The following is a 25186-nucleotide window of genomic DNA, read 5'->3' as shown; positions in this document are numbered from 1 at the left end:
GGCGGTGAGCACCCTTCGCCCCGCGCTGCTGACCGACCACTACGAGCTGACCATGGTCAGCGCGGCCCTGCGTGACGGCACGGCCGACCGACGCTGCGTCTTCGAGGTGTTCAGCCGGCGGCTGCCGGCCGGGCGCCGGTACGGCGTGGTCGCCGGGACCGGCCGGCTGGTCGAGATGATCCGCGACTTCCGGTTCGACCCGGCGGAGATCGACTTCCTGCGCCGTACCGGAGTGGTGGACGACCGGGCCGCCCAGTGGCTGGCCGGCTACCGGTTCACCGGCGACATCGACGGCTACGCCGAGGGCGAGCTGTTCTTCCCCGGCTCCCCGATCCTCACCGTCTCGGGCACGTTCGCCGAGTGCGTGGTGCTGGAGACGCTCGTGCTGTCAGTACTCAACCACGACTGTGCGGTCGCCGCCGCGGCCGCCCGGATGGTCACCGCGGCCCGGGGCCGGGCGCTGATCGAGATGGGCTCCCGCCGGGCGCACGAGGAGGCCGCCGTCGCCGCGGCGCGGTCCGCGTACCTGGCCGGGTTCCGGTTCACCTCCAACCTGGCCGCCGGGCAGCGCTACGGCATCCCCACCGCGGGCACCGCCGCGCACGCCTTCACGCTGCTGCACGACGACGAGCGGGCCGCGTTCGCCTCCCAGGTCGCCACGCTGGGCAAGGACACCACGCTGCTGGTCGACACGTACGACATCGCCCAGGGCATCCGCAACGCGATCGCGGTGGCCGGGCCGGAGCTGCGGGCGGTCCGGATCGACTCCGGCGACCTCGCGGTGATCGCCCAGCAGTCCCGCGAGCTGCTCGACTCGCTGGGCGCCACCGAGACGAAGATCATCGTCTCCGGCGACCTCGACGAGTACGCCATCGCCGCGCTCGCCGCCGAACCGGTGGACATGTACGGCGCCGGCACCGCTGTGGTGACCGGCTCCGGCGCGCCCACCGCCGGCCTGGTCTACAAGCTGGTCGAGGTGGAGGGGCGGCCGGTGGTCAAGCGCTCCGAGCACAAGGCCACCATCGGCGGCCGGAAGGTAGCGGTCCGCCGGCACAAGCCGACCGGCACCGCCACCGAGGAGGTCATCGTGCCGCAGGGCGTGCCGGACCGGCAGTCCAACGACCGGCTGCTCCAGCACTCGTACGTGGTGTCGGGCGAGCCGGAGACGCTGCCCACGCTGGCGGAGTCCCGCGACCACCTGCGCCAGTGCCTGATCTCGATCCCGTGGGAAGGGCTCAAGCTTTCCGCCGGGGATCCCGCAGTACCGGTTACCGTCCTACCCGCGAGCTGAGGAGGAACGTTCAGATGGCGAACGCCCTGATCATCGTGGACGTGCAGAACGACTTCTGCGAGGGCGGCTCCCTCGCGGTCGGCGGCGGAGCCGGCGTGGCCGCCGGCATCTCCCGGCTGCTCGCCGCCGAGCCGGGCCGGTGGGACCACGTGGTCGCGACGAAGGACTACCACGTCGACCCGGGCGCGCACTTCGGCGACCCGCCGGACTACGTCGACTCCTGGCCCCGGCACTGCGTGGTCGGCACCTCCGGTTCCGAGTTCCACCCCGAGCTGGCGACCGACCGGGTGGAGGTGATCTTCCACAAGGGCGAGCACGCGGCCGCGTACTCCGGTTTCGAGGGGCACGCCCCCGACGGCGAGTGCCTGGCCGACTGGCTGCGCCGGCACGACGTGGACCGGGTCGACGTGGTCGGCATCGCCACCGACCACTGCGTGCGCGCGACCGCGCTGGACGCCGCCCGCGAGGGCTTCCGGACCACTGTGCTGCTCGACCTGACCGCCGCTGTCGCGCCGGACACGCTCGACGTGGCGCTGCGGGCACTCGACGGTGCCGGGGTGACAATGGTGGGCGAGCCTGTGATCACCGCCGCTTGACCGGGTAATCGCTTGCGGGTGTCGCACCCCGGCCCCAGGATGGCGCCGGAGGTACGGACCGTCGTGAACCTGAAGCCTTACCGGGAGGCACTCGCCCTACCCGGTCTCCGATCGTTGCTGCTGGTGTCGGTGCTGGCCCGTGTGCCGCTGACCGCCACCGGGGTGACGCTCACCTTCCACGTGGTGCTCGACCTGGGCCGCGGCTACGGCGCCGCCGGCCTGGTCGGTGCCGCGTCGACAGTCGGCGCGGCGGTCGGCGCCCCGCTGCTCGGGCGGCTCATCGACCGCCGAGGGCTCCGGCCGGTGCTGGTGCTCACCACCGTCGCCGAGGCGCTGTTCTGGTCCGCCGCGCCCACGCTGCCGTACCCGGTGCTGCTGCCCGCCGCGTTCCTCGCCGGGCTGCTCGCCCTGCCGATCTTCTCGATGGTCCGCCAGTCGATCGCCGCGCTCGTGCCGGTGGAGAAGCGCCGCCCCGCGTACGCGCTGGACTCGATGGCCGTGGAGTTGTCGTTCATGGTCGGCCCCGCGCTCGCCGTGGCACTGGCCACCGCCGTCACGCCGCGCCTGACGCTCTGGGCGGTCGGCGCCGGGATCGTCGCCTCCGGCATCTGCTTCTGGCTGCTCGACCCGCCGATCCGGGCCGCCGGTGAGCCGGCCGGTCCGCCGCGCCCGGTGCACCGCCGCGAGTGGCTCACCCCGCGCCTGCTCGCCGTACTGGCGGTCAGCCTCGCCGCCACGCTGGTGCTCGGCGGCACCGACGTCGCGGTGGTCGCCGTGCTCCGCTCCGGTGGCGAGGTCGGCTGGACCGGTGCCGTGCTGGCCGCCTGGGCGGTCGCCTCGCTGGCCGGTGGCTTCGCGTACGGCGCGGTACGCCGCTCGTTCTCCCCGCTGGCGCTGATGGCCGCGCTGAGCCTCACCACCATCCCGGTCGGGCTGGGCGGGTCGCACTGGTGGCTGCTCAGCCTCGCGCTGATCCCGGCCGGTGCGCTCTGCGCCCCCACCATCGCGTCCACCTCCGACGCGGTCAGCCGGCTGGCCCCGCCCTCCGTACGGGGTGTGGCCATGGGCCTGCACGGCTCCGCCGTCACGGTCGGCATCGCGCTCGGCGCACCGCTGGCCGGAGCGGTGATCGACGCCTCCGCGCCCGTGTGGGGCTTCGTTGTCCCTGGTGCGATCGGTGCGCTGGTGGCGCTGGCGGTGCTCCCGATCGAGCTCCGCCACCGCCGCGCCCGGGTCGCCACCCCGACCGTGGACCGCGACCTGGTCCTCGCCTCCCGCTAGCCCTCGGCCGAAGATCCCGCCCTCCGCCCGCCCCGCCAGCAGTTCGTGCCCGCCACAGGCCGGGGGCGAGCCAGAACGGGGAAGTGGCTGGGTCCAGGCACCCCGGACACCACCACTCCCCCGAACTGGTGCCGCGCCCCCGCCCCCGCCCCCGCCCCCGTCCCGGGATCATGAGGTTGGCGGCGACAAATCGGACACGAACTGGTGCCAACTTCATGATCAACGGGGACAGGCGGGCGGGGACGGGACGGGGACGGGGAGTGCGGGCGGAAAGGGGCGGGCGCCGCACCCCTGTGAGGGGTGCGGCGCCCGGCCTTGAACTGCGTCAGCGCTGGTCGAGGTTGCCTGCGGTGTCCTCCTGGTAGCTGGCGCCACCGTTTACCTCGCTGGTCAGCGGCTTCGCGCCACCCTCCGGCGGACCGGCCAGGCTCTGCCCGGCGGCCAGCTCGGGGAACTTCGCGTCGAACGCCGGCCGCTCGGAGCGGATGCGCGGCATCCGGTCGAAGTTGCGCAGCGGCGGCGGGGAGCTGGTGGCCCACTCCAGCGAGTTGCCGTGACCCCACGGGTCGTCGACCTCGACCACCGGGCCGGTCTTGTACGACTTCCAGCAGTTCCAGATGAACGGCAGCGTCGAGATACCGGTGATGAACGCGCCGATCGTGGAGATCGTGTTCAGTGTGGTGAAGCCGTCGGCGGCCTGGTAGTCGGCATACCGGCGCGGCATGCCCTCGTTGCCCAGCCAGTGCTGCACCAGGAACGTGGTGTGGAAACCGATCATGGTCAGCCAGAAGTGGATCTTGCCGAGCCGCTCGTCGAGCATCCGGCCGAACATCTTCGGGAACCAGAAGTAGATGCCGGCGAACACGGCGAACACGATGGTCCCGAAGAGCACGTAGTGGAAGTGCGCCACCACGAAGTACGAGTCGTGCAGGTGGAAGTCGAGCGGCGGGCTGGCCAGCAGCACACCGGTGAGACCACCGAAGAGGAAGGTCACCAGGAAGCCGATGGAGAACAGCATCGGCGTCTCGAACGTGATCTGGCCCCGCCACAAGGTGCCGATCCAGTTGAAGAACTTCATACCGGTGGGCACGGCGATCAGGTAGCTCAGGAAGCTGAAGAACGGCAGCAGCACCTGGCCGGTGGCGAACATGTGGTGCGCCCAGACGCTCATCGACAGGGCGGCGATGGCGATGGTGGCGGCCACCAGGCCCTTGTAGCCGAAGATCGGCTTCCGGGAGAACACCGGGATGATCTCGCTGATGATGCCGAAGAACGGCAGCGCGATGATGTACACCTCGGGGTGACCGAAGAACCAGAACAGGTGCTGCCACAGCATCGGGCCGCCGGTCGCCGGGTCGTACACGTGGGCGCCCATCAGGCGGTCCGCGGCGAGCGCGAACAGCGCGGCGGCCAGCAGCGGGAAGACCAGGATCGCCAGCAGGCTGGTGACCAGCATGTTCCAGGTGAAGATCGGCATCCGGAACATCGTCATGCCGGGCGCGCGCAGGGTCAGGATCGTGGTGATCAGGTTGACCGCGCCGAGGATCGTGCCCAGACCGGAGATGGCCAGGCCGACGACCCACATGTTGGCGCCGACGCCGGGCGAGTGCTCGACCGTGCTCAGCGGCGTGTAGGCGGTCCAGCCGAAGTCGGCCGCGCCGCCCGGGGCGATGAAGCCGGCGGTCGCGAGCGTGCCGCCGAACAGGTACAGCCAGTACGCGAACGCGTTGAGCCGGGGGAACGACACGTCCGGCGCGCCGATCTGCAGCGGCACCACGTAGTTCGCGAAGGCGAACACGATCGGCGTCGCGAAGAACAGCAGCATGATCGTGCCGTGCATCGTGAAGAGCTGGTTGTACTGCTCGGGCGACAGGAACTGCAGGCCCGGTCGCGCGAGTTCGGCGCGCATGATCAGGGCCATCAGGCCACCGATCATGAAGAACACGAACGCGGTGACCATGTACATGATCCCGATCTGCTTCGCGTCCGTGGTGCGCAGCAGCCGCGCGATGGCCGACCCCTTGACCGGCTCGCGGACCGGCCAGGGCCGGGTCACGACCGGCTTGGGTGCGACGGTGGTCACGAGTGGCCTCCGGTTCTGGTTGTCCCGCTCGGCGCGCTGGTCATCGGCGCAGCCGTCATCCGCAAGGAGGATAGTCCCCGGTAGGTGGCCCTGCCGCGTGGGGTGGGCGGCTACGATCTCCCGCCCGTCAGAGCGGGCCGGTCAGGAGCCGGTAGTGCTCCCGGAAGATCCGCCCGCCGCGTCCGCGCAGCAACGGGTCGCGCAGCGCCGGCGGCACGTCGCGGGTGCGGTTGCGGTCCCGGGTCCGGTCCCGCACCCAGCGGGTACGCGGCCGGCGACGGCTCTCGTACGCGATCAGCGCGGCGTCGACGCTGCCTGCGGCGCGCAGCGACTCGGCGAGGACGACGGCGTCCTCCAGCGCCATGGCGGCGCCCTGGGACAGCGTCGGCGCGGTGGCGTGAGCGGCGTCACCGACGAGCAGCACCCGGCCGTGGAACCAGCGACCCAGTTCGACCTCCTCGGTGCACTCCACCGACACGGTCTCCAGCGCGGCCAGCACCTCGGGCACCGGGCCGCCGTAGCTGCCGAACAGTTCGTGCAGGCGGGCGACCGGGTCGGCGGGCAGGTCGGTGCCGGCCTCGTCGGCGTAGCAGTAGAGCCGTCCGGCGCCGAGCGGCACCACCAGGAACCCGGCCCGCTGGCCGAGCAGGGCGGTCCAGTCCGCGATGCGGGGGCCGCCGCGCACCAGGGCCCGGTAGACCACCTGCCCGGCGGGGCGTGGTGGTCCGCCGAGCGCGGCGAGCGTCCGTACCGCCGAGCGGGGCCCGTCGGCGCCGACGACCAGGTCGTACTCGCCGCTGGTGCCGTCGGTGAAGCCGACGTCGACCCGCCCGGGCAGCAGGTCGACGGTGCTCACCTCGGCGCCGTGGCGGACCGCGCCGCCGGCGCCGGTGAGCAGCACCCGGTGCAGTTCGGCCCGGGGCAGCGCCCGGCACTCCCCCACGCCGGTCCAGAGCGCGTCGAGGTCGACCTCGCACAGCGGCGCTCCGGCGGCGTCGAGGAAGCGCTGCCGGTGGATCACTTGACCGAGCGGGCGCAGCGGCCCGTCGAGGTCGAGCCGGCGCATCGCCCGGGCGGCGTTGCCGGGCAGGTAGAGGCCGGAGTCGATCATCTCGGTGGGTGGCAGCCGCTCGGTGACGTCGGGCCGGAACCCCGCCAGGCGCAACGCCCGGGCCACGGCGAGGCCGGCGATGCCCGCGCCGACGACGAGGATGCGCAGGGGGGAACCACCCATCACGGGGTACGCCTCCGGAGGGGGATCGGAACGCGTTGGAGGCAAGACATTACTCGCCGCAACCAGGCGGCGGAAGTGCCCATGCGCCCTGGTGCGGGCCGCCGGTCGGCGGCACACCCCGTCCCACCGGCAGGAATCCCGCCTCCATCTGGGGGAAGGGTGCGGCCGGGGTCCGCCCCCGCGCCACCGGCCGGACGCGGAGCGTTAACGAGCCCGGCGCATTTGCGCAATGATTTCAGACATGTAAATGTATTCCTTGCACCGTGGGAGCGCTCCCGCTCGTATCACCGACCGAACCGGCGCCGTCCCGCGCCGAGCCAAGGAGCATCATGAAGCGTCCACTCAGGGCCCTCGCGGCAGCCGGACTGCTGGCCGCCGGCACCCTCGTCGCCGTCGCGCTCGGCGGCACCGCCTCCGCCGACACCCAGATCTGCGAGCAGTACGGCTCGACCACCATCGGCGGCAAGTACGTGGTGCAGAACAACCGCTGGGGCACCAGTGCCCAGCAGTGCATCAACGTCACCTCGACCGGCTTCTCCATCACCCGCGCGGACGGCTCCGCGCCGACAAACGGGGCGCCGGTCTCCTACCCGTCGATCTTCGTGGGCTGCCACTACACCAACTGCTCACCCGGCACGAACCTGCCGGTGCAGGTGAAGAACATCAGCAGCGCACCGTCCAGCATCAGCTACAACTACGTCAGCGGCGCGACCTTCAACGCGTCGTACGACATCTGGCTCGACCCGTCGCCCAAGCGCGACGGCGTGAACCAGATGGAGATCATGATCTGGCTCAACCGGCAGGGCTCGATCCAGCCCATCGGCTCGCCGGTCGGCACCGCCAGCATCGCCGGCCGCACCTGGGAGGTCTGGCGCGGCAGCAACGGCTCCAACAACGTCATCTCGTACCTGTCGCCGTCGGCCATCCCCAGCTTCAGCTTCGACGCGATGGCGTTCATCAACGACACCCGCAACCGGGGCGCGATCACCAATGACTGGTACCTGACCAGCATCCAGGCCGGCTTCGAGCCGTGGCAGGGCGGCGTCGGGCTCGCGGTGAACTCGTTCTCGCAGAGCGTCAACACCGGCTCGAACCCGCCGCCGACCACGTCGGCGCCGACCACGCCCCCGCCGTCGGGCGGCGCGTCCTGCACCGTCACCTACCGGGCGGCGAACGTGTGGAACAACGGCTTCACCGCCGACGTGACGGTCAAGAACACCGGCTCCGGCACGATCAACGGCTGGACGCTGAACTACAACCTGCCCTCCGGGCAGACCGTCACCAACGCGTGGAACGCCACCGTGAGCCAGAGCGGCTCGGCGGTGACCGCCCGCAACGTCGGCTACAACGGCACGCTGGCACCCGGGGCGTCGACCAGCTTCGGCTACCAGGCGACGCTGAACGGCAGCTACTCCGCGCCGAGCAGCTTCACGCTCAACGGCTCCACCTGCGCCCGGGGCTGACCACCGCACACGACGAAGGGGCGCGGTCCGTCGCGGACCGCGCCCCTTCGCGGGTACGCCTCAGCCGGCGAGGGCGTCGACGTCGCGCATCTCCTCGGCGGTGAGCGAGAACCCGAACACGTCGGCGTTGGCGCGGATGCGCTCCGGCGTGACCGACTTCGGGATGACGATGATCTCGTGGTCGATGTGCCAGCGCAGCACCACCTGCGCCGGCGACACGTCGTGCGCCTGGGCGATGCGGACCAGCACCGGATCGGAGAGGTCGCTGGCCTTGAACGGGCTGTACCCCTCCAGCGCCACGCCCCGGTCCCGGTGGGCGGCGTGCGTCTGCCTGTCGTACAGCGACGGGCTCCAGCGGATCTGGTTGACCGCGGGCGTCTCCTCGGTGGCCTGGATCAGCTCGTCGATCTGCCCGATCGAGTAGTTGCTCACCCCGACCGTGCGCGCCATGTTCTCGTCCCGCGCGGCGAGCATCTCCCGCCACACCGGGATGCTGTCGCCGGGCGCGGACGGCGGCCAGTGCACCAGCCACAGGTCGACGTAGTCGGTGTCCAGGGCGGCCAGGCTGGCCTCGATGGTCTCCCGCTCCCGGCCCACCCGGTCCGGCGGCAGCTTGGTGGTGATGAAGAGGTCCTCGCGACGCAGCCCGCTCTCCTTGACCGCCCGTCCGACCTCCTTCTCGTTGCCGTACATGGTGGCCGTGTCGATGTGCCGGTAGCCGGCGTCCAGCGCGGCGAGCACCGCCTGGCACCCGGCCTCGCCGGTGGCCTGCCAGGTGCCGAAGCCGAGCAGCGGGATCCGGGCGTCGCCGGTGAGCGGGAGGGTGGGCTGGTCGCTGTCCATGTCCCCCGTTCTACCCCGGTTCGCCGCGCACACACCGGCATCCGCGCGCGGACGGCGGGTCTGGGGGAGGATGCGGGGATGGCGGACCGGCTGGACGAGTACCGGCGGAAACGGGACGCCGCGCGTACCCCGGAACCGGTGCCCGAGCGGGCGTCCGGGCGGAAGCGGTCCGCGCGGCGCGCACCTCGCTTCGTCATCCAGCAGCACCACGCCCGGAGCCTGCACTGGGACCTGCGGCTGGAGCACGACGGCGTGCTGGCCTCCTGGGCGGTGCCACGCGGCCTGCCCCGCGACCCGGGCCGCAACCACCTGGCCGTGCACACCGAGGACCACCCGATGGAGTACCTGACGTTCTCCGGGGAGATCCCCGCCGGGGAGTACGGCGGCGGCCGGATGATCGTGCACGACACCGGCACCTACCGGGCGGAGAAGTGGCGCGACGACGAGGTGATCGTGGTGCTCGACGGCGAGCGCACGAAGGGCCGGTACGTGCTGTTCGCCACCGGCGGCCGGGGCCGGGACTGGATGATCAGGCGAACCGATCCGGCGCCGGAGGGCTGGACGCCGATGCCCGAGCTGGTCCGCCCGATGCGGCCCGCCGAAGGCGGGCGGCTGCCGCGCGACGCCGCCGCCTGGGGGTACGAACTGCGCTGGGCGGGCGTGCGCGCGATGGCGTACGTCTCGGGCGGCCGGCTGCGGCTGCTCGACGGCGACGACGCGGAGATCACCGGGGAGTACCCGTGGGCGCGGGCGATGGCCGAGGCGCTGGCCCCGGCCGAGGCGGTGCTCGACGGGGTGCTGGTGCGGATCGACCCCGCCGGGCGGGTCCGTGCGCCGACCCGGCGCGACGGGCAGTTCCTCGCCGTCGACCTGCTCTGGCTGGAGGGCGTGCCCAGCCTCGACGTGCCGTACGGGCAGCGCCGTGACCTGCTCGACGGTCTGGCGCTCACCGGGCCGCACTGGCAGACTCCGCCGTGGTTCCCGGGAGTCGGCGCGGACGCCCTACGGGCCGCCCGTGAGCAGGGGCTCCCGGGAGTGGTGGCGAAACGCCTCGACTCCCCGTACGAGCCGGGCCGGCGCAGCCGGCACTGGCTGAGCATCGACGCGAGCTGAGGACCACCGTGCACCTGACGCACCTGGAGTGCCCGCGCTGCGGCCGTGAACATCCCGCCGACGTGTTGCAGAACCTGTGCGGCTGCGGTTCGCCGCTGCTGGCCCGCTACGACCTCGCCGCGGTGGCCGCCACCGTCGCGCCGGAGCGGTTCGGGCTGCGCCCGGCCGACCTGTGGCGCTACCGGGAGCTGCTGCCGGTGGCCGATCCCCGGTGCGTCACCACGCTGGGCGAGGGCTGGACGCCGATGTGGCGCGCGCCGGCGTACGGCCACGAGATCGGCGTCTCGGATCTGATCGTCAAGGACGAGGGGCTGACCCCGACCGGGTCGTTCAAGGCGCGCGGCGCGTCGGTCGGCGTCAGCCGGGCCCGGGAGCTGGGCGTACGGCGGATCGCCATGCCCACGAACGGCAACGCCGGAGCGGCCTGGGCCACGTACGCTGCGCGGGCCGGGATGGGCGCGACGATCGCCATGCCGCTGGCCGCGCCGACGATCTGCCGCGAGGAGTGCCTCGCCGCCGGCGCCGACCTGCGGCTGATCGACGGCCTGATCAACGACGCGGGCCGGGACGTCGCAGAGCTGATCGCCGGGTCGGACGGAGGGATCTTCGACGCCGGCACGCTGCGCGAGCCGTACCGGCTCGAAGGCAAGAAGACCATGGGGTACGAGATCGTCGAGCAGCTCGGCTGGCAGGTGCCGGACGTGATCATCTATCCGACCGGCGGTGGCGTCGGGCTGATCGGCATCCACAAGGCGCTGCACGAGCTGCGCGAGCTGGGCTGGGTCGAGGACCGGCTGCCCCGGCTGGTCGCGGTGCAGTCCACCGGGTGCGCGCCGATCGTACGGGCGTTCGCGGCCGGCCAGGAGCGCGTCACCCCGTGGGAGGACGCGCACACCGTCGCGTTCGGCATCACCGTGCCCGCGCCGCTCGGCGACGAGTTGATCCTGTCCGCGCTGCGGGACAGCGCCGGCACCGCGATCGCGGTCGACGACGCGGAGATCCTCACCGACCTGCGCGACTTCGCCGCCCGGGAAGGGCTGCTGCTCTGCCCGGAGGGCGCGGCCTGCCTGACCGCCGCCCGGCACCTGCGGGCGGGCGGGTGGATCCGGCCCGGGGAGCGCGTGGTGGTGCTCAACACCGGTGCCGGCCTGAAATACCCCGGCCTGGTGCAAGGAGGGGCCCCTTCTTAACGTCTCCGGTAGGGCAGGGGCCCCTGCTTAACACGTGCGCGCCGGGCCTCAGGAGGTGGGCGGCTCGTCCTCGCCCGCCTCCTCGGCGGCGTCCGCCTCCTCCTTCGTCTTGTGCACCGCGCCGTCGGCGTGCTCCGGCGGCCCGTAGACGGTGTAGAGCACCAGCGGGTTCGGCCCGGTGTTGACGAAGTTGTGCTTCGTGCCGGCCGGCACGACCACCAGGTCGCCGGAGACGACCTCCTTCTTCTCCCCCGCCACCCGCGCCTCGCCGGTGCCGCTGACGAACGTGAGGATCTGGTCGATGTCCTCGTGGACCTCCTCGCCGATCTCGCCGCCCGGCGGGATGGTCATGATGACCAGCTGGGTGTGCTCCCCGGTCCAGAGCACGCGGCGGAAGTCGGGACTCTTCTCGGCGACTGTCGCGATCGTGAAATGCTCCATGGCCCGCTCATACCCCGATCACACGCCCGCCACGCCGGGAGTCACAGATGGTGGAATTCCCCACGCCGATCCGGTTTGGATCCCCTCGGAAGGGGCATGTGCTGCCCACAAGACCGGTGCGGGCTGGCCGGTCGAGCCAAGTCCCCGCCGGCGTACCGCCGTACGGCTGCGGTGGTGGGAGACGGCCGGAGCGCGGCGACGTTACGACCGGACAGGTCGTGCGGCGCCGTGCGCTCGTCTGCGGCTCCGGTCAGGCCAGCACGGCCAGGTGAAACGGCCGGTCCGCGTGCCCGCCCGGGCCGCGCGTCTCGACGAACACGGCGTTGGCGATGCCCGAGCGCGGCGCCACCGTGATGACACCTTGCGGGACCAAGCCGTTGGCCGTCGCGGGGCCGACCGTCCCGACGTACGCCGCTCCGGCCACGTCCTGGTCGAACGCGACCTGGTACATCCCGGCGGCGAGCCGGGTGGACGAGGTGGCGCCGAGGCCGCGGACGAGCCGTCCGCTGGCGTCGACCACTGCGAACAGCATGCGCGCGGTGGGCGGCAGTCCGACCGGTGAACACGAGTTGATCTCGGTGTCGGCGCGCGCGGCCTCCCGCATGCTCGGGATCGGCTGGCCGGTGGTGTCCCTCCTAGCTCTACGGCTGGGCATGGTGATCCTCTCTCCCGCCGGTACGCCGGCAGGAGGCGTTCGTACGCGTCCGGGCGATCGTCGGCGGTCCCCCTCGATGATCCGACGCTATGTCGGTCGACCGCCCGGCAACCAGCCGAAGAACTGTCCGATCACTGACAGTGGACAGCCCTGAGCTGCGGAAACGTCAGTCAGGGCGGCGATCGGCGGCCGGATCGACCGCCCGTTGCGGCACCGGGTCCGATCGGAAATCCTGACGCAGTGCAACCTTCTGGCTACATTGAAGTATGGTGCAGCCGCCCCGGGGTCGACCGACGGTCTACCGCCCGGTGCTGGCCGCACGGCGCGGGGAATTGGAGGCGCTGACCCGGCTCGACGACGCCTCCGCCGCGTTGCTCGCACCGATCCTCGACGTCCCGGCGGACGGTACCTCCATCATGGACACCCTCACCCGGCTGCCCGCCGGGCTGCTGCCCGCCGTCGACGTGTCGGCGCTGCCGGACGCCGCGGAACACGATCCGGTCCGCTGGGGCGTACCGCTGGTTCCGGTGATCGGCCTCGCGGACAGCGACCGGCGGCTGGCCGCGCACGGGGCGGCGGCCCGGGCCTGGGCGCACCACGCGGTCGTCCGGTTGCGGGTCGGACCGGACCGGGCCGGACCGGACGCGACCACGGCGGCGGCGGAACGGGTGTGGCGGGCGACGGGCCTGCTGCCCGAGCAGTGCGACCTGCTGCTCGACGCCGGCGACGTGTGCTGCCGGGCCGACGTCCGGCTGGCCGAGCCGAGGCTCCGCCGGGCAGCGCAGTGGGCCCGGCGGCACGCCTGGCGCTCGGTGACAGTGGCGGCCGGCGGGATGCCGCCGGCGCTGTCCCGGCTGCCGGTGGACGAACCGGTACGCCTGGAACGGTACGACTGGTCGCTCTGGCGGCGCCTGGCCGACCTGCGCCTCGGGTACGGCGACTACGGCGTGGGCTGCGCGGTACGCGACGCGGACGAGCCGGGCGACCGGACCCCGACGCTGCGCTGGGCCGCCGACGACGCGTGGTGGGTCTACCGCTGGTCGCGGCGGGGCGGGCGGGGCGACGACCGCTTCGCCGACCTGTGCCGCACGCTCACGGCCGCGCCGCACTGGTCGCCGGCCGGGGCCGGCTTCTCCTGGGGCGACCACGAGATCGTCCGGCGGGCCCGTCGGGGCGCCGGCGCGGGCTCACCCGCCAACTGGATCGCGTGGAGCACCTCGCACCACCTGGCGCACGTCCTCGCCGCGCTGGTCCGGCCGGAACCGGACCAGCGCGCCGGCTGAGCTCACTCCTTCTCGGTGAACCCGAACTGGACCACGCCCTCCTCGTCGACCATCGCGTCCACCGAGGTGTCGTTGAGCAGTTCGGCCGCGTCCGAGTCGAGGAAGATGCGCGCGCCCTCGGTGTCCACCACCTGGTCGCCCTGCACCGGCTGCGGCACCAGCTCGATCGAGAGCGAACCGGCGTCGGTGTCGGCGGCGATGCGCAGCCCACCGGCGTCGGCGACGTCCTGCTGGGCGGCGAGGTCGCGGATCACCAGGACGGCGTTGTCGGTCATGGTCAGCATGGCTGAACTCCTCATGGCTGGGTGTCGGGTTTCGCGGGCGACACGGCCCACGCGGTCGGCTCGCGACCCGGAAGCGGGCGAGACACGATCTCGCCGCGCTGGAAGCAGGGCGGTTCCACCGCCCTCACCCCCACCGTGCCCGGTGCCCGGTCATCCGTCAAACGGAACCCGGCGATCGGCCGCTCCCCGGTGAACAGGTGTTTTCCCCGATCCCGACCGGGAACACCAGGGGCCCGGGGGCGGTGCCCGCGCCCCGGCTCGCAAATAACCTTTTGCCTCGGAGTCTTTTCCGCAGGAAATCTCCGTGGCAGCATCTTTCCATGCATCGTCGCCTATTTCCCCGGGCGCTGGCGGTGCTGGCGCTGGTCGCCACCGCAGCCACCGCCGGCACCACCACCGCCACCGCCGAAGCGCCCACCCCCGCGCAGACCCGGCTGAACGCCACCATCGACGCGGTCCTCGCCGACAGCCGGCTCTCCGGGGCTCAGGCGGGCGTGGTCGTCGTCGACACCACCACCGGCCGCACGCTCTACGACCGCAACGGCACCCGGCGGCTCATTCCCGCCTCCAACACCAAGCTGCTCACCTCGGCGGCGGCGATGGAACTGCTCGGACCAGGCCACCGCTTCACCACCGAGGTCAGCGCCGACGGCCCGCGCCGCGCCGGGATGCTCCGTGGCGACCTCTACCTTCGCGGCGGGGGCGACCCCACCATCCTCGCCGCCGACTACGACCAGCTCGCGCAGCAGATCGCCGCGACGGGCGTACGGGTGGTCGCGGGCGATCTGGTCGCCGACGACACCCGGTACGACAGCGACCGGCTCGGTCCGGACTGGACCTGGGACGACGAGCCCTACTACTACGCCGCCCAGGTGTCGGCGCTGACAGTGGCCCCGGACACCGACTACGACGCCGGCACCGTCATCGTGCACGCCGCGCCGGGCACCCGGGCCGGCGCCCGGCCGAAGATCACCATGACCCCGGAGAACAGTTGGTTGCGGATCGACAACCGGGCCGAGACGGTCGCCGACGGCGAGACGAGCATCTCGTTCGAACGCGAGCACGGCGGCAACACGGTGGTCGTGACCGGCCAGATCGCGGTCGGCCAGGCCGCCGAGAGCGACTGGGTGACCGTGTGGGAGCCGACCGGGTACGCCGCCGACGTGTTCCGCTCCGCGCTGCGGCGGCACGGCGTACGGGTGCTCGGCCGGACCGTGCTCGGTGGCGCCACGCCGGACACCGCCAAGCCGCTCGCCCGGCACGACTCGATGCCGCTGGCCGACCTGATGGTGCCGTTCCTCAAACTCTCCAACAACGGTCACGCCGAGGTGCTGACAAAGGAACTGGGCCGGCAGCTCTCCGGTTCCGGCACCTGGGCCGCCGGGCTGTCCGCGATCAGCGGGTACGTGGGCGACGCCGGAGTGGACACCGGCACGCTGCGCCAGCGCGACGGGTCCGGCCTGTCCCGGCGTAACCTCGTCCCGCCGGCCCAGTTCGTCACGCTGCTCTCGGCGGTCCGCACCGAACCGTGGTTCGACACCTGGTACGCCGCGCTGCCGGTGGCCGGCAACCCGGACCGGTTCGTGGGCGGGACGCTGCGCAGCCGGATGGGCGGCACGGCCGCCGCGAACAACGTGCACGCCAAGACCGGCAGCCTGACCGGCGCGTCGGCGCTGTCCGGCTATGTCACCGACGCCGACGGGCGGCTGCTCGCCTTCTCGATCGTGCTGAACAACTACCTCACCTCGTCGGTGAAGGGGCTGGAGGACCAGATCGCGATCGCGCTCGCCTCGTACACCGAGAAGGAGACGGCGACCGTCCGGCGGACCGTGCCGGCGGCGCCCGAGTCGCCGCGCGTACCGGAGGGGCGGGAGTGCTCGTGGGTGAAGCCCGCGCTCTGCTGACCGGTCCGGCCGCCCCGGCGCTCAGGCGCCGGGGCGGTACGGCCGCGGGCCGGCCGTCGGATCGCCTCGCTCGACCAGCGCGTCGATCTCGGCCGACGGCAGCCCGCGCAGCGTGAGCACCCGGCGGCCCCACACGTGCAGCCGGCACGGATGCGGGCTGGCGTCGTTGCGGCAGATGGTCCCGCCCGACCAGACCCGCGGCGCGTGCACCACCACCGCCCGCACCGCGAACTGGACGTCCTCGACCGTCACGTACGGCGGCATCGGGATCTCGCGCAGCACGTCACCGTCGGTGCGCGGACGGGCGGGGGCGACGGGGGCAGGGCCGGTCATCGGTCGGGCCTCCACAGAGGATGGTCGGACGGGACAACCGAAACGTACGACGCCCGGCCGGGCCCGCGACGGACAAACTGTCCCGCTCAGCGCAGCGCCACCGCCTGGAGGCTGACGTTGCCGCAGTCGCCCAGTGACTCCTCCACCGTCCAGTTCAGCAGCAGCTTCGCGCCGCGCGGGGCGCGGAACCTGATCGTGAACTCGGTGGTGAGCGCGGTGTGCGGATCCTCCATCCGGAGTGTGGTCACCGGGCCGCCGGGGACGCGCACGTCGAGGCGGCCACGGGCCATCCAGAGGCCGGCGTACAGACGCACCGTGCGCTGCTGCCCGTCAGCGGCCACCGCCAGGTTGAACCCGCTGCCCCGGTGGCAGGTGTAGACGCCGGACATGGTGCCGCTCGCCGACGCGACCGGGTTGCCGTCACGCCAGGCGTACGCCTCGGGGTTGTTGCTGAAGCTCTCCCGCCGCCCCCGGCCGCCCTCGTCGCGGATCTCGCCGGAGCCACCCCGCTTGCGGACCGTCCGGTCGGCACCGGTCAGCCCCCAGTGGACCCAGTCGGTGGGACCGGCGGCGGTGAGGTCGACCGTGGCGGGCACGTCTGCGCGGGTGACGGCGACGGCCGGCGGCAGCGCGGGCGTCGGCGACGGCGTGGACGGCGACGGGCTCGGCGACGGCGGCCGCTGCCGGGGACGCAACCCCGGGTTGACCACCGTGTCGTCGGCCTCGTTCGGCAGCCCGGCCGGGCCGGGCGGCGCCACTGGCACTCCGGCCTGCTCCTCGCGTGGCGTGTCGTGCCGTTCGACGCCGAGGTAGACCGCCAGCGCCGCCAGGCAGAGGAACGCGGCCAGCCCTTCCAGCACCAGCCGGCGCCGGCGGCGCAGCCGGCGCAGCGCGGATCGGGTACGCGGAAGGCCGTGCCGATGCGAGCCGGGGCCGGTACGCGGACGGTCCTCCTGACCCACCACACCCTCCACTTCGGTCACGAAACCGCCGGAGCCCGACCGGAGCGCGACGGGCTTCACGGTGTCACCGGACGGCTCTTTGCGCCATATGTCGAGTGACGGGCGTTTCCAGTTCGTTATTCGACGACCGCTCGCCGGACCGGCCGCTCAGCTTACCGTGATCGCCTGCAACGCCACCCCGTCGTTCTGCCCGCCGGTCACGGCGACGGCGCGCCACCTGATCAGCAGCCGCTCCCCGGGGCCGCCCGGAAGCGGATGACGTACTGGTCGAGATCTCGGACGCTCTACGCCCCCATAGGGGCCACTCCGTACCAAGATCTCCCGCGACCGGGGCACACCGCACCACGCACACCGCCGCCGCCTGATCGATCATGAGGTTGGCGGCGGCAAATCACGCACCCAGTGCCGCTGACTTCATGATCGACACGTGCCGGCCGGCGGGGGCGGGAGGCGGGGAGGGCGGGCACCCGCGCCGCGAACTCGGGCTCGGCCGCCACCAGATCGGACCACCATGTCATGCGCCCGATTCTGTCCGCGAAACCTGACAGCCCGCGGCAGTTTTTCAGCCCACCTGGAAACCGAGCGCCTGGGCCAGCACCACCGCCTGCTCGGCGTCGACCCGCGCGCCGGAACGCTGCACCGCCGTCGGGTCGAGCGCGGACAGGTCACTGCCGCGCAGGTCGGCCCGGATCAGCTTGGCGGCGTGCAACTGGGCGCCGGAGAGGTCCACGCCGGTCAGCGTCGCGCCGGTGAGGTCGGCGCCGGTCAGGTCGACCTCCCGCATCCGTACGTCGGTGATCCGCGCCCCGCGCAGGTCGGCGCCGGCGAGCGTGACGAAGGACCAGTCGCCCCGGTCGACCCGCAGTGGGCGCAGGTCGCAGCGGTCGAACGTGCTGCCGACCAGCTTGCAGCCGGTGAACTCGGCCTCGAAGAGGTTGCACTTGCTGAACGAGCACCTGGTGAACGCCGAGTCGGTGTGCCGGGAGGCGTTGAACGCCACGTTGCCGAACACGCAGTCGGTGAAGACCGCGCCCCGGCTGACCGCCTCGGTCAGGTCGACGTGGAAGAACTCGCATCGCACGAAGTGCCGGTCGGCCAGTTCCTCGGCGTACCAGTCCTCCTGGCGGTAGGTGACGTCCTCGACCGGCTCCGGCATGGCACCGACCCTAGTGACACTTCCCGGCCGCGGTACCTGCGGGTAGGTTCGCGTCGTGAGTGTCGCAGTGAGCACCGACCCCGGCAGTGTCGGCTTCGATCCCGCCCGGCTGGCGCGGATCGACGAGCATTTCGCCCGGTACGTCGACGACGGCCGGCTCGCCGGCTGGCAGATCGTCGTCAGCCGCCGGGGCGAGATCGCCCACTCCTCGACGTACGGGCTGCGGGACCGGGAGGCGGGTACGCCGGTCGAGCCGGACACACTGTGGCGCATCTACTCGATGACCAAGCCGATCACCTCGGTCGCCGCGATGATGCTCTGGGAGGAGGGCCGGTTCGAGCTGAACGACCCGGTCAGCCGCTGGCTGCCGGAGTTCGCCGACGTACGCGTCTACGACCGGGGTTCGGTGCTCAAGCCGTACACCGTGCCGGCGGTCGAGCCGATCCGGATCTGGCACCTGCTCACCCACACCGCCGGCCTGACGTACGGCTTCGCCCAGGTCTCGGTGGTCGACGGCCTGTACCGGGCGGCCGGCTTCGACCTGGGCGTGCCGGCGGGCGCGGACCTGGCGGCGGCCTCGGCCGGGCTGGCCCGGCTGCCGCTGCTGTTCCAGCCCGGCACGAGCTGGAACTACGGCGTCTCCACCGACGTGCTGGGCCGCCTGGTCGAGGTGATCTCCGGGCAGTCGCTGGACGCGTTCTTCGCCGAGCGCATCCTGGGCCCGCTGGGGATGACGGACACCCGCTGGTGGGTGGACGCGGCGGACGCGAAGCGACTGGCCGCGCTCTACGCCCCGCACCCGGCCACCGGCCAGGCGGTACGCGCCGACGGGGTGGGCCGGGCCGCGCTGGCGGAGCCGACCTGGCACTCCGGTGGCGGCGGGCTGGTCTCCACGGCGGCCGACTACCACCGGTTCACCCAGTTCCTGCTGCGCGGCGGCGAGTTGGACGGGGTCCGCCTGCTCGGCCCTCGCACGGTGCGCTTCATGACCCGCAACCACCTGCCCGGCGACCGGGATCTGGCCTCGTTCTCGCCGGAGGGCTTCGCCGAGACGATCCTCGACGGGATCGGCTTCGGGCTGGGCTTCGCCGTCGTGCTGGACCCGGTCCCGTCGCGGGTGCCGAGCAGCGTCGGCGAGTTCTACTGGGGCGGACTGGCCAGCACCGCGTTCTGGGTGGACCCGGTGGAGGAGGTCACCGCGCTGCTGTTCACCCAGCTGATGCCGTCGAGCACGTACCCGCTGCGCGGTCAGTTGCGCCAGCTCGTCTACTCGGCGATCGTCGACTGAGCCGGTTCGGCGGAACTTCCCGCCGCCCGCCGGTGGGCTGCCTAGCCTGTGAGGCATGAGCGACATCGTCGTGTTCGGCGCCGGCGGGACGGCGGGCTCACGGATCGCGGCCGAGGCGGTCGAGCGGGGGCACCGGGTGACAGCGGCGGTGCGGCGTCCGGAGGCGGTCGGCTACCTACCGCCGGGCGTACGCACGGTGACCGGTGATGCCACATCGGCGCGGAGCGTACGCGAGCTGGCCGAGGAGGCGGACGTGCTGGTGGTGGCCATCGGCGGCGGCGAGCGGGATCTGTGGCGCGACGCCGCGCGGACGCTGGTCGACACGCTGCGTGAGGTGCCGGATCCGCCCCGGGTGATCCACGTCGGCGGCGGCTCGACGCTGCTCACCCCTGCGGGCACCCGCTTCCTGGACGAGCCGGACTTCCCGGAGGAGTACCGGGACTCGGCGCACGGCCAGGCGGACGCCCTGGAGTTCTACCGCACCGGCGCCGGCGGGGTGACCTGGACGTACGTCTCACCGCCGCCGCTGGAGTTCCACCCGGGCGAGCGGACCGGGCACTACCGCACCGGCACCGACCACCCGGTGACCGACGCGCAGGGCCGTTCGGTGCTCACCTACGAGGACCTGGCGGTGGCGATCGTCGACGAGATCGAGAATCCCCGGTTCGCCAACGCCCGGTTCACCGTCGCGTACTGATTCAGCCGGCCAGCCGGGCGGGGAAGCCGCCGGTGGCGATCGGACCCCAGGACTCGATCGTGACGCGGATCAGCGACTTGCCCTGCGCGGCCATCGCCGACCGGTACTCGTCCCAGTCCGGGTGCTCGCCGGAGATGCTGCGGAAGTACTCGACGAGCGGCTCCAGCGCCTCGGGCAGGTCGAGCACCTCGGCCACGCCGTCGACCTGTACCCACGGGCCGTTCCAGTCGTCGGAGAGCACGCACGCGGACACGCGCGGGTCGCGGCGGATGTTCGTCACCTTGGCCCGCTCCGGATAGGTGGAGATCACCAGCCGTCCCTCGGCGTCGACCCCGCAGGACACCGGGGAGGACTGCGGGCGCCCGTCGGCGCGGGTGGTCATGAGCACGACGCGGTGCCGGGGGCGGAGGAACTCGAGGAGGGCGTCCCGGTCGACCCGGGTGTTCGTCGCGATGCTGCGTGCCATGCCCTCGGTTCTACCAGGCGCCGCGATCTTTCTCAGCGCGGACGCCCGGCGGCCCGCTGCGCGTTGACCTGCTCCGGCACGCGAGGGCGGGCCGAGGGCCGCCAGGCACGGCCGTTGGCGTAGATCACCCGGAAACCGAGGTACGCGGCGAGCGGCGCCCAGTGCGCCGAGCGCATCCGCACCTCGGCGGCGTTGTGCCGCTGCCCGTTGGCGAGCACGTCGAGCAGCACGGTCTCGAAGGCGGCCGACTCGACCCAGTCCACCTCGCGGGTGAAGCCGCAGATCAGCGCCGCGCCGGTGATCTCGAGGAACTCGCGCAGCGTGGCGTCGGAGGCGCGCAGCACCGAGCAGCTGCCGAAGTAGAGGCGGCGGCCCTCGCAGCGGCCGGCCATCCGCTCGGCCACGTCCGCCAGCTCGACCGAGTCCCAGTCGGTGAGGCAGAGCCGGCTCGGCTCGCCGTGCATGGCGAAGAAGCCCACCCGGTGGTCCGCGTACTGCTTGAGCAGCCACCTGTCGACGAAGTAGAACAACTCGTCGCGGGTCGCCGCGTCCTTGTGGATGTAGCGGATGCGGCCGAGCCGTTCGAGCAGGTCGAGCGTGGGCAGGACGGATCCTCGTTCGTTGAGGTCGCGGTGCCACTGCCCCTCGACGCAGAACACGCCGCCACGCGCCAACGCCCACCTCCCCGCCCGTCGAGGTCGCCGCCCGGATCCGGGAGCAGACGTTACCGGTCGCCTCCGACGGGCGACACCCGGCGGCGCATTCGCAAACAGGCACTATTCACAGCCGATATCCAGCAACCGCCTGATGTGAGAACAATTTCCGCTAAACACCACGAAGAATCCTCACACCTGTCACGGTGAGAGAGACGGGACGTACCGGTCGATGTGCCCGTCCAACCCCAGTTCCGCTCTGACATCGGGAGGACTCTGTGCGCGTCAACACCCTGAAGCGGGCGGCGGTCGCGTTCGCGCTGGCCCTGCCCGGGGCCGCCGTGGCGACCGTCGTGGCCGCGCCACCGGCGCACGCCGACGGCTGCTACACCTGGAACCGGACCTTGTCCCAGGGAAGCTCCGGCGCCGAGGTCCGGCAGCTCCAGATCCGGGTGGCCGGCTGGTCCGCGTACGGCGGCATCGTCCGGATCGACGGCGTGTACGGCCCGGAGACGGCCGCCGCGGTCAAGCGTTTCCAGGCCGCGTACGGGCTGCGCGCCGACGGCGTGGCCGGGCCGAGGACGTTCGCCAAGATCTACGAGCTGCAGAAGGACAAGGACTGCACGCCGAAGCACTTCAGCTACGCCGAACTGGACAACGGCTGCGGCAAGGGCGGGTGGACCGGGGGTCCGCTCTCGTCGGCGGCCACCCGGGAGAACGCGCTGCGAACCATGTGGAAGCTGGAGGCGCTGCGGCGCAGCCTCGGCGACAAGCCGCTCTACGTGACCAGCGGATTCCGCAGCATCGCCTGCAACCGGCAGGTCGGCGGCGCCGCGGACAGCCAGCACCTCTACGGCAACGCGGCCGACCTGATCGCCAAGCACCGCAGCCTCTGCGACATCGCCCGATCCGCCCGTGACAAGGGCTTCAGCGGTATCTACGGGCCCGGTTACCCGGACCACGGTGACCACACGCATGTGGACTCGCGGCGGGAGAACACGCGGGACAAGACGCCGAACACCAGGGACTGGTCCGCCCCGGACTGCGGCGTCGAGTGACGCGGTGACGGCGGCCCGGCACGGGGGTGGGGGCTCCCCGGCCGGGCCGCCGTCGGCATGCTCCGGTACGACCGACGCCACTCCGCGACGGGGCGTCGGCACGACCGGAACCAGGGCGCCGGGCGCCGGCCGGCCCGGGCCGGGCTGGCCCGAGGGTCGGCTCGCCCCGGGCCGGGCGGGCCCGGGGTCGACGTGCCCGGAACCGGGCGAGGGCTCTGCGCCGGCTCGCCCGGGGACTGGCGGCGGGAGTCAGCTGGCCCGGGGCCAGCGGGGCCGGGTGGCGGGAGCCGGCCGACCGGCGACGGGCCGCAGACCGGGCCGCACCGGCGGCGCGGCGACCCGCGGAACCGGACCGCGCGCCGCCTGGGCCGCGGCGGCGGGGCGGGCGGCCTGACCGGCCGGACGGGCGACCGGTCCGGGTGTCGGACGGGCGCCGGACGTCCCGGTCAGCACGAACGGGAAGGGTACGTGCACGAACGGGTTGCCGTGCCGGATCAGCGCGTCGATCTGACGGTCGTTGAGACCGTGTGTCTCCAGTACGCGCCGGCCCCAGCGATGCAACCGGCAGGGGAACGACGACCCGTCGTTGCGGCACTTGGGCCCCGCGGGCCACTCCTCGGCGGCGTGCACCACCACCGCCCGGACCGCGAGGCGGACGTCCTCGGGGGTCAACGATGCCGGCACCGGCACCTCGCCCAGGATCTGGTCGATGGGATCCGTCGACTGCTCACCAACTCGCACGGCAGGCCTCCCGCAGCTCGGCAGCGGTACGGCGGAACGGCCGCACCACATCCTCGACCACTGGTACGGCCGGGAAACGGCAGCAGTTCAATCCCGCCACGCGGCGAGCAGTCCGGCCGGCCCGATTGCCGTGACACCGTTCCCGCCTTGTCGGTCGGCAGGAGACGCACGCGTTGGAGCCGACACTCTCCTTCTTGGAACTATCACGAATGAGAGCCTCTGCGCGTCAGACCAGGCCGGCGTCCTGGACCAGCAGGGCCACCTGCACGCGGTTGTTCAGCTCCAGCTTCGTCAGCAGCCGCGACACGTACGCCTTCACCGTGGCCACGCTCATGAACAACTCGGCCGAGATCTCCGCGTTGGTCCGGCCCCGCCCGAGCAGCACCGCGACCTCCCGTTCCCGCTCGGAGAGGCCGTCGAGCAGGCGTACCGCCCGCTCCCGCTTCGGATCCGGGCCGGGCACCGGCGCGGTGCCGGTGACGTGCGCGATGAGCTTGCGGGTCACCGCCGGGGACAGCGTCGCCTCCCCCGCCGCGACCCGGCGTACCGCGGCCACGATCTCGGCCGGCGGGGTGTCCTTGAGCAGGAAGCCGCTCGCCCCGGCGCGCAGCGCCCGCAGCACCTGCTCGTCGGCGTCGAAGGTGGTGAGCACCAGCACCTCGGGCGGTTCCGCGGTGGCACGCAGCGCCTCGGTGGCGGCCAGCCCGTCGACCCGGGGCATGCGGATGTCCATCAGCACGACGTCCGGGGCGTACGCGGCGACGGCTGCCGGCACCTCGGCGCCGTCGGTGGCCTCGCCGACCACCGCAAGATCGGGCACGCCGCCCAGGATCATCGACAGCGCGCCGCGGACCAGCGGGTCGTCGTCGACGATGAGCACCCGCACCGGCGCGCTCACCGGGCCGCCCAGGGCAGCCAGGCGGTCAGCCGGAAACCACCGTCGGCGTCCCGCCCGTGTTCGAGGCGACCACCGGCGAGCGTGACGCGCTCCGCGATCCCGACGAGCCCGGTGCCGGCGCCCGGGATGGCGGTGGGCGACGAGCCGACCGGCCACGGGTTGTGGATCTCCACCGCCAGCCCGTCCCCCGGGCCGCCGGCGAGCCGGACCGTCACCACCGCGCCGGGTGCGTGCTTGCGGGCGTTGGTCAGCCCCTCCTGCACGATCCGGTACGCGCTGCGTCCGATCGCCGCCGGTACCGCCTCCGGCTCGGCCACCTCGTCGACCACGGCGACCCGTACCTCGGCGTCGCGGCTCTCGGCGACGAGTGCCGGCACGTCGGCCAGCGTCGGCTGCGGCCGTTCCGGCGTGGCCTCGGAGCCGACCTCGGCCCGCAGCACGCCGATCACCTCGCGCAGATCCTGGAGCGCGGCGTGCGCGCTGGCCCGGATCACGCCGGCCGCCCGCGCCACCTCCTCCGGCGGCGCGTCCGGCCGGAACTCCAGCGCGCCCGCGTGCAGGCTGAGCAGGGAGATCCGGTGGGCGAGCACGTCGTGCATCTCCCGGGCGATTCGGCCGCGTTCGAGCTGCCGGGCCTGGTCGAGCCGGAGCTGCTGCTCGGCCTCGGCCCGCTCGGCGCGGTCGCGCAGCGACAGCACGAGCTGGCGGCGGGCCCGGACGAACAGCGCCCACGCCACCACCACGCAGATGAACAGCGCGGTCCACACGGCCGAGGCCCAGACCGGCATCGTCGGGTCGGGCCGGATCGCGAGGTAGACCGGCAGGCTCAGCAGTTGCCAGGCCAGCAGCGCCAGGCCCACCGGCAGCGGCCGGTGGACCAGGACGGTGAACATGATGATCAGCAACGCGACGCCGGCGGTCACCGAGAAGAACATGAGCGGCGCGGTGGCCACCGCCAGTCCGACCGGCCAGCGCCGGCGCAGCCAGAGCGCGCCGCTGACGAGCAGGCCGATGAGCAGGTCGGCCTCCTCCAGCCAGGCCGGACCGGCGTTGAGCCCGAACTCCGGGGTGGCGCTGGTGACGTCGCCGTGGGCGATGAGCACCCAGAGCAGCGAGGCCACGAACAGCAGGCTGTCCACGAACCAGTCCCGCGGGGTCCGCCGCCGGGAGGCTCGGGCGGGCACCAGGGAGCCCGGCAGGAGCCAGGGATGATCGGGTACGACGGCGCTGCTCACCCACCCATGCTAGGAAGCCGTCCGGACCGGCGACCAGC

Annotated in this window: 25 protein-coding genes; 11 read left to right on the top strand and 14 right to left on the bottom strand. The window is 72.8% G+C overall.

Annotation, left to right across the window (positions count from 1 at the left end):
- Positions 1–4 precede the first annotated feature (4 nt).
- The 3 genes from KSK32_RS18195 to KSK32_RS18185 are packed head-to-tail and all read left to right on the top strand — an operon-like array spanning position 5 to position 3168.
- Positions 5–1291, top strand: a complete 1287-nt coding sequence (locus tag KSK32_RS18195; RefSeq protein ID WP_216932292.1) for a nicotinate phosphoribosyltransferase — start codon at positions 5–7, stop codon at positions 1289–1291.
- A gap of 14 nt (positions 1292–1305) precedes the next feature.
- Positions 1306–1887: an isochorismatase family protein gene (locus KSK32_RS18190; RefSeq protein ID WP_216932291.1), complete on the top strand. Its 582-nt coding sequence runs from the start codon at positions 1306–1308 to the stop codon at positions 1885–1887.
- A gap of 39 nt (positions 1888–1926) precedes the next feature.
- Positions 1927–3168, top strand: a complete 1242-nt coding sequence (locus KSK32_RS18185; protein WP_216932290.1) for an MFS transporter — start codon at positions 1927–1929, stop codon at positions 3166–3168.
- A gap of 325 nt (positions 3169–3493) precedes the next feature.
- On the opposite strand, the gene ctaD is transcribed toward KSK32_RS18185, so the two are convergent.
- Positions 3494–5251 carry a cytochrome c oxidase subunit I gene (ctaD, locus tag KSK32_RS18180; RefSeq protein ID WP_216932289.1) on the bottom strand — a complete coding sequence of 586 codons (1758 nt, stop codon included), beginning with the start codon at positions 5249–5251 and terminating at the stop codon, positions 3494–3496.
- 127 nt (positions 5252–5378) lie between these two features.
- Positions 5379–6485, bottom strand: coding sequence for an FAD-dependent monooxygenase (locus KSK32_RS18175; protein ID WP_216932288.1), 1107 nt, complete (start codon positions 6483–6485; stop codon positions 5379–5381).
- Between the two features lie 329 nt (positions 6486–6814).
- Between KSK32_RS18175 and KSK32_RS18170 the strand changes: the two genes are divergently transcribed.
- The gene (locus tag KSK32_RS18170; RefSeq protein ID WP_216932287.1) at positions 6815–7948 is read left to right on the top strand and encodes a cellulose binding domain-containing protein; all 1134 of its coding nucleotides are present in this window, start codon (positions 6815–6817) and stop codon (positions 7946–7948) included.
- A gap of 60 nt (positions 7949–8008) precedes the next feature.
- Here KSK32_RS18170 and KSK32_RS18165 read toward each other — a convergent pair whose 3' ends face one another.
- A complete protein-coding gene (locus KSK32_RS18165; RefSeq protein ID WP_216932286.1) occupies positions 8009–8791 on the bottom strand; it encodes an aldo/keto reductase in 783 nt (260 codons plus the stop codon).
- A gap of 78 nt (positions 8792–8869) precedes the next feature.
- Between KSK32_RS18165 and KSK32_RS18160 the strand changes: the two genes are divergently transcribed.
- Both KSK32_RS18160 and KSK32_RS18155 read left to right on the top strand, forming a co-directional pair.
- Positions 8870–9904: a DNA polymerase ligase N-terminal domain-containing protein gene (locus KSK32_RS18160; RefSeq protein WP_216932285.1), complete on the top strand. Its 1035-nt coding sequence runs from the start codon at positions 8870–8872 to the stop codon at positions 9902–9904.
- A gap of 8 nt (positions 9905–9912) precedes the next feature.
- Positions 9913–11094 carry a threonine synthase gene (locus tag KSK32_RS18155; RefSeq protein WP_216932284.1) on the top strand — a complete coding sequence of 394 codons (1182 nt, stop codon included), beginning with the start codon at positions 9913–9915 and terminating at the stop codon, positions 11092–11094.
- A gap of 48 nt (positions 11095–11142) precedes the next feature.
- On the opposite strand, the gene KSK32_RS18150 is transcribed toward KSK32_RS18155, so the two are convergent.
- Together KSK32_RS18150 and KSK32_RS18145 are read right to left on the bottom strand one after the other, a co-directional pair.
- On the bottom strand, positions 11143–11535 hold the full coding sequence (locus tag KSK32_RS18150; RefSeq protein ID WP_216932283.1) for a cupin domain-containing protein: 393 nt from the start codon (positions 11533–11535) through the stop codon (positions 11143–11145).
- A gap of 250 nt (positions 11536–11785) precedes the next feature.
- Positions 11786–12139 (bottom strand): hypothetical protein, encoded by a 354-nt coding sequence (locus KSK32_RS18145; protein ID WP_254187108.1) that lies wholly within the window; start codon positions 12137–12139, stop codon positions 11786–11788.
- Positions 12140–12456: 317 nt separating this feature from the next.
- Here KSK32_RS18145 and KSK32_RS18140 point away from each other — a divergent pair, with 317 nt between their 5' ends.
- Positions 12457–13473 (top strand): beta family protein, encoded by a 1017-nt coding sequence (locus KSK32_RS18140; RefSeq protein WP_254187107.1) that lies wholly within the window; start codon positions 12457–12459, stop codon positions 13471–13473.
- Positions 13474–13475: 2 nt separating this feature from the next.
- Here KSK32_RS18140 and KSK32_RS18135 read toward each other — a convergent pair whose 3' ends face one another.
- Complete coding sequence (locus tag KSK32_RS18135; RefSeq protein ID WP_013284340.1) at positions 13476–13757, bottom strand: iron-sulfur cluster biosynthesis family protein; 282 nt, start codon at positions 13755–13757, stop codon at positions 13476–13478.
- A 320-nt stretch (positions 13758–14077) separates the two neighbouring features.
- On the opposite strand from KSK32_RS18135, the gene dacB reads away from it, so the two are divergent.
- Positions 14078–15661 carry a D-alanyl-D-alanine carboxypeptidase/D-alanyl-D-alanine-endopeptidase gene (gene dacB, locus KSK32_RS18130; protein WP_216932281.1) on the top strand — a complete coding sequence of 528 codons (1584 nt, stop codon included), beginning with the start codon at positions 14078–14080 and terminating at the stop codon, positions 15659–15661.
- A gap of 21 nt (positions 15662–15682) precedes the next feature.
- Here the strand turns inward: dacB and KSK32_RS18125 are convergent, their stop codons facing one another.
- The 3 genes from KSK32_RS18125 to KSK32_RS18115 all read right to left on the bottom strand — a co-directional run bounded on the left by KSK32_RS18125 (position 15683) and on the right by KSK32_RS18115 (position 18112).
- A complete protein-coding gene (locus KSK32_RS18125; RefSeq protein ID WP_216932280.1) occupies positions 15683–15994 on the bottom strand; it encodes a hypothetical protein in 312 nt (103 codons plus the stop codon).
- Positions 15995–16080: 86 nt separating this feature from the next.
- Positions 16081–16977 carry a hypothetical protein gene (locus tag KSK32_RS18120; protein ID WP_289256313.1) on the bottom strand — a complete coding sequence of 299 codons (897 nt, stop codon included), beginning with the start codon at positions 16975–16977 and terminating at the stop codon, positions 16081–16083.
- A 541-nt stretch (positions 16978–17518) separates the two neighbouring features.
- Positions 17519–18112 carry a pentapeptide repeat-containing protein gene (locus KSK32_RS18115; RefSeq protein ID WP_216932279.1) on the bottom strand — a complete coding sequence of 198 codons (594 nt, stop codon included), beginning with the start codon at positions 18110–18112 and terminating at the stop codon, positions 17519–17521.
- Positions 18113–18167: 55 nt separating this feature from the next.
- Between KSK32_RS18115 and KSK32_RS18110 the strand changes: the two genes are divergently transcribed.
- Positions 18168–19400, top strand: a complete 1233-nt coding sequence (locus KSK32_RS18110; protein ID WP_216932278.1) for a serine hydrolase — start codon at positions 18168–18170, stop codon at positions 19398–19400.
- 55 nt (positions 19401–19455) lie between these two features.
- Positions 19456–20097, top strand: coding sequence for an NAD(P)-dependent oxidoreductase (locus KSK32_RS18105; protein ID WP_216932277.1), 642 nt, complete (start codon positions 19456–19458; stop codon positions 20095–20097).
- A 1-nt stretch (position 20098) separates the two neighbouring features.
- Here the strand turns inward: KSK32_RS18105 and KSK32_RS18100 are convergent, their stop codons facing one another.
- Positions 20099–20563, bottom strand: a complete 465-nt coding sequence (locus KSK32_RS18100) for a PPOX class F420-dependent oxidoreductase (RefSeq protein ID WP_216932276.1) — start codon at positions 20561–20563, stop codon at positions 20099–20101.
- 32 nt (positions 20564–20595) lie between these two features.
- Positions 20596–21237 carry a DUF6642 family protein gene (locus KSK32_RS18095; protein WP_216932275.1) on the bottom strand — a complete coding sequence of 214 codons (642 nt, stop codon included), beginning with the start codon at positions 21235–21237 and terminating at the stop codon, positions 20596–20598.
- 257 nt (positions 21238–21494) lie between these two features.
- Here KSK32_RS18095 and KSK32_RS18090 point away from each other — a divergent pair, with 257 nt between their 5' ends.
- Complete coding sequence (locus KSK32_RS18090) at positions 21495–22274, top strand: D-Ala-D-Ala carboxypeptidase family metallohydrolase (protein WP_216932274.1); 780 nt, start codon at positions 21495–21497, stop codon at positions 22272–22274.
- 249 nt (positions 22275–22523) lie between these two features.
- On the opposite strand, the gene KSK32_RS18085 is transcribed toward KSK32_RS18090, so the two are convergent.
- From KSK32_RS18085 to KSK32_RS18075, 3 genes are all read right to left on the bottom strand, one after another.
- Entirely contained in the window at positions 22524–23015 is a 492-nt protein-coding gene (locus KSK32_RS18085; protein WP_216932273.1) for a hypothetical protein, read from the bottom strand.
- A gap of 226 nt (positions 23016–23241) precedes the next feature.
- Positions 23242–23934, bottom strand: coding sequence for a response regulator (locus KSK32_RS18080; protein ID WP_374226752.1), 693 nt, complete (start codon positions 23932–23934; stop codon positions 23242–23244).
- A complete protein-coding gene (locus KSK32_RS18075) occupies positions 23910–25148 on the bottom strand; it encodes a sensor histidine kinase (RefSeq protein WP_216932271.1) in 1239 nt (412 codons plus the stop codon). Before KSK32_RS18075 ends, KSK32_RS18080 begins: the two co-directional genes overlap by 25 nt.
- Positions 25149–25186: the final 38 nt, after the last annotated feature.

Origin of the sequence: Micromonospora sp. WMMB482 (assembly GCF_019038635.1) — a bacterium.
GTDB classification, from domain to species: Bacteria; Actinomycetota; Actinomycetes; order Mycobacteriales; family Micromonosporaceae; genus Micromonospora; species Micromonospora marina.
The sequence above is the reverse complement of the archived record's forward strand: the minus strand, read 5'-3'. Positions and strand labels throughout refer to the sequence as shown.

What these genes read in the sequence shown, in the direction of transcription:
- KSK32_RS18190 (WP_216932291.1), top strand. Translation starts at nt 1,306, where the DNA reads ATGGCGAACGCCCTGATCATCGTGGACGTGCAGAACGACTTCTGCGAG.
- KSK32_RS18185 (WP_216932290.1), top strand. Translation starts at nt 1,927, where the DNA reads ATGGCGCCGGAGGTACGGACCGTCGTGAACCTGAAGCCTTACCGGGAG.
- KSK32_RS18175 (WP_216932288.1), bottom strand. Translation starts at nt 6,485, where the DNA reads ATGGGTGGTTCCCCCCTGCGCATCCTCGTCGTCGGCGCGGGCATCGCC.
- KSK32_RS18170 (WP_216932287.1), top strand. Translation starts at nt 6,815, where the DNA reads ATGAAGCGTCCACTCAGGGCCCTCGCGGCAGCCGGACTGCTGGCCGCC.
- KSK32_RS18165 (WP_216932286.1), bottom strand. Translation starts at nt 8,791, where the DNA reads ATGGACAGCGACCAGCCCACCCTCCCGCTCACCGGCGACGCCCGGATC.
- KSK32_RS18160 (WP_216932285.1), top strand. Translation starts at nt 8,870, where the DNA reads ATGGCGGACCGGCTGGACGAGTACCGGCGGAAACGGGACGCCGCGCGT.
- KSK32_RS18150 (WP_216932283.1), bottom strand. Translation starts at nt 11,535, where the DNA reads ATGGAGCATTTCACGATCGCGACAGTCGCCGAGAAGAGTCCCGACTTC.
- KSK32_RS18145 (WP_254187108.1), bottom strand. Translation starts at nt 12,139, where the DNA reads ATGCGGGAGGCCGCGCGCGCCGACACCGAGATCAACTCGTGTTCACCG.
- KSK32_RS18140 (WP_254187107.1), top strand. Translation starts at nt 12,457, where the DNA reads ATGGTGCAGCCGCCCCGGGGTCGACCGACGGTCTACCGCCCGGTGCTG.
- KSK32_RS18135 (WP_013284340.1), bottom strand. Translation starts at nt 13,757, where the DNA reads ATGCTGACCATGACCGACAACGCCGTCCTGGTGATCCGCGACCTCGCC.
- dacB (WP_216932281.1), top strand. Translation starts at nt 14,078, where the DNA reads ATGCATCGTCGCCTATTTCCCCGGGCGCTGGCGGTGCTGGCGCTGGTC.
- KSK32_RS18125 (WP_216932280.1), bottom strand. Translation starts at nt 15,994, where the DNA reads ATGACCGGCCCTGCCCCCGTCGCCCCCGCCCGTCCGCGCACCGACGGT.
- KSK32_RS18115 (WP_216932279.1), bottom strand. Translation starts at nt 18,112, where the DNA reads ATGCCGGAGCCGGTCGAGGACGTCACCTACCGCCAGGAGGACTGGTAC.
- KSK32_RS18105 (WP_216932277.1), top strand. Translation starts at nt 19,456, where the DNA reads ATGAGCGACATCGTCGTGTTCGGCGCCGGCGGGACGGCGGGCTCACGG.
- KSK32_RS18100 (WP_216932276.1), bottom strand. Translation starts at nt 20,563, where the DNA reads ATGGCACGCAGCATCGCGACGAACACCCGGGTCGACCGGGACGCCCTC.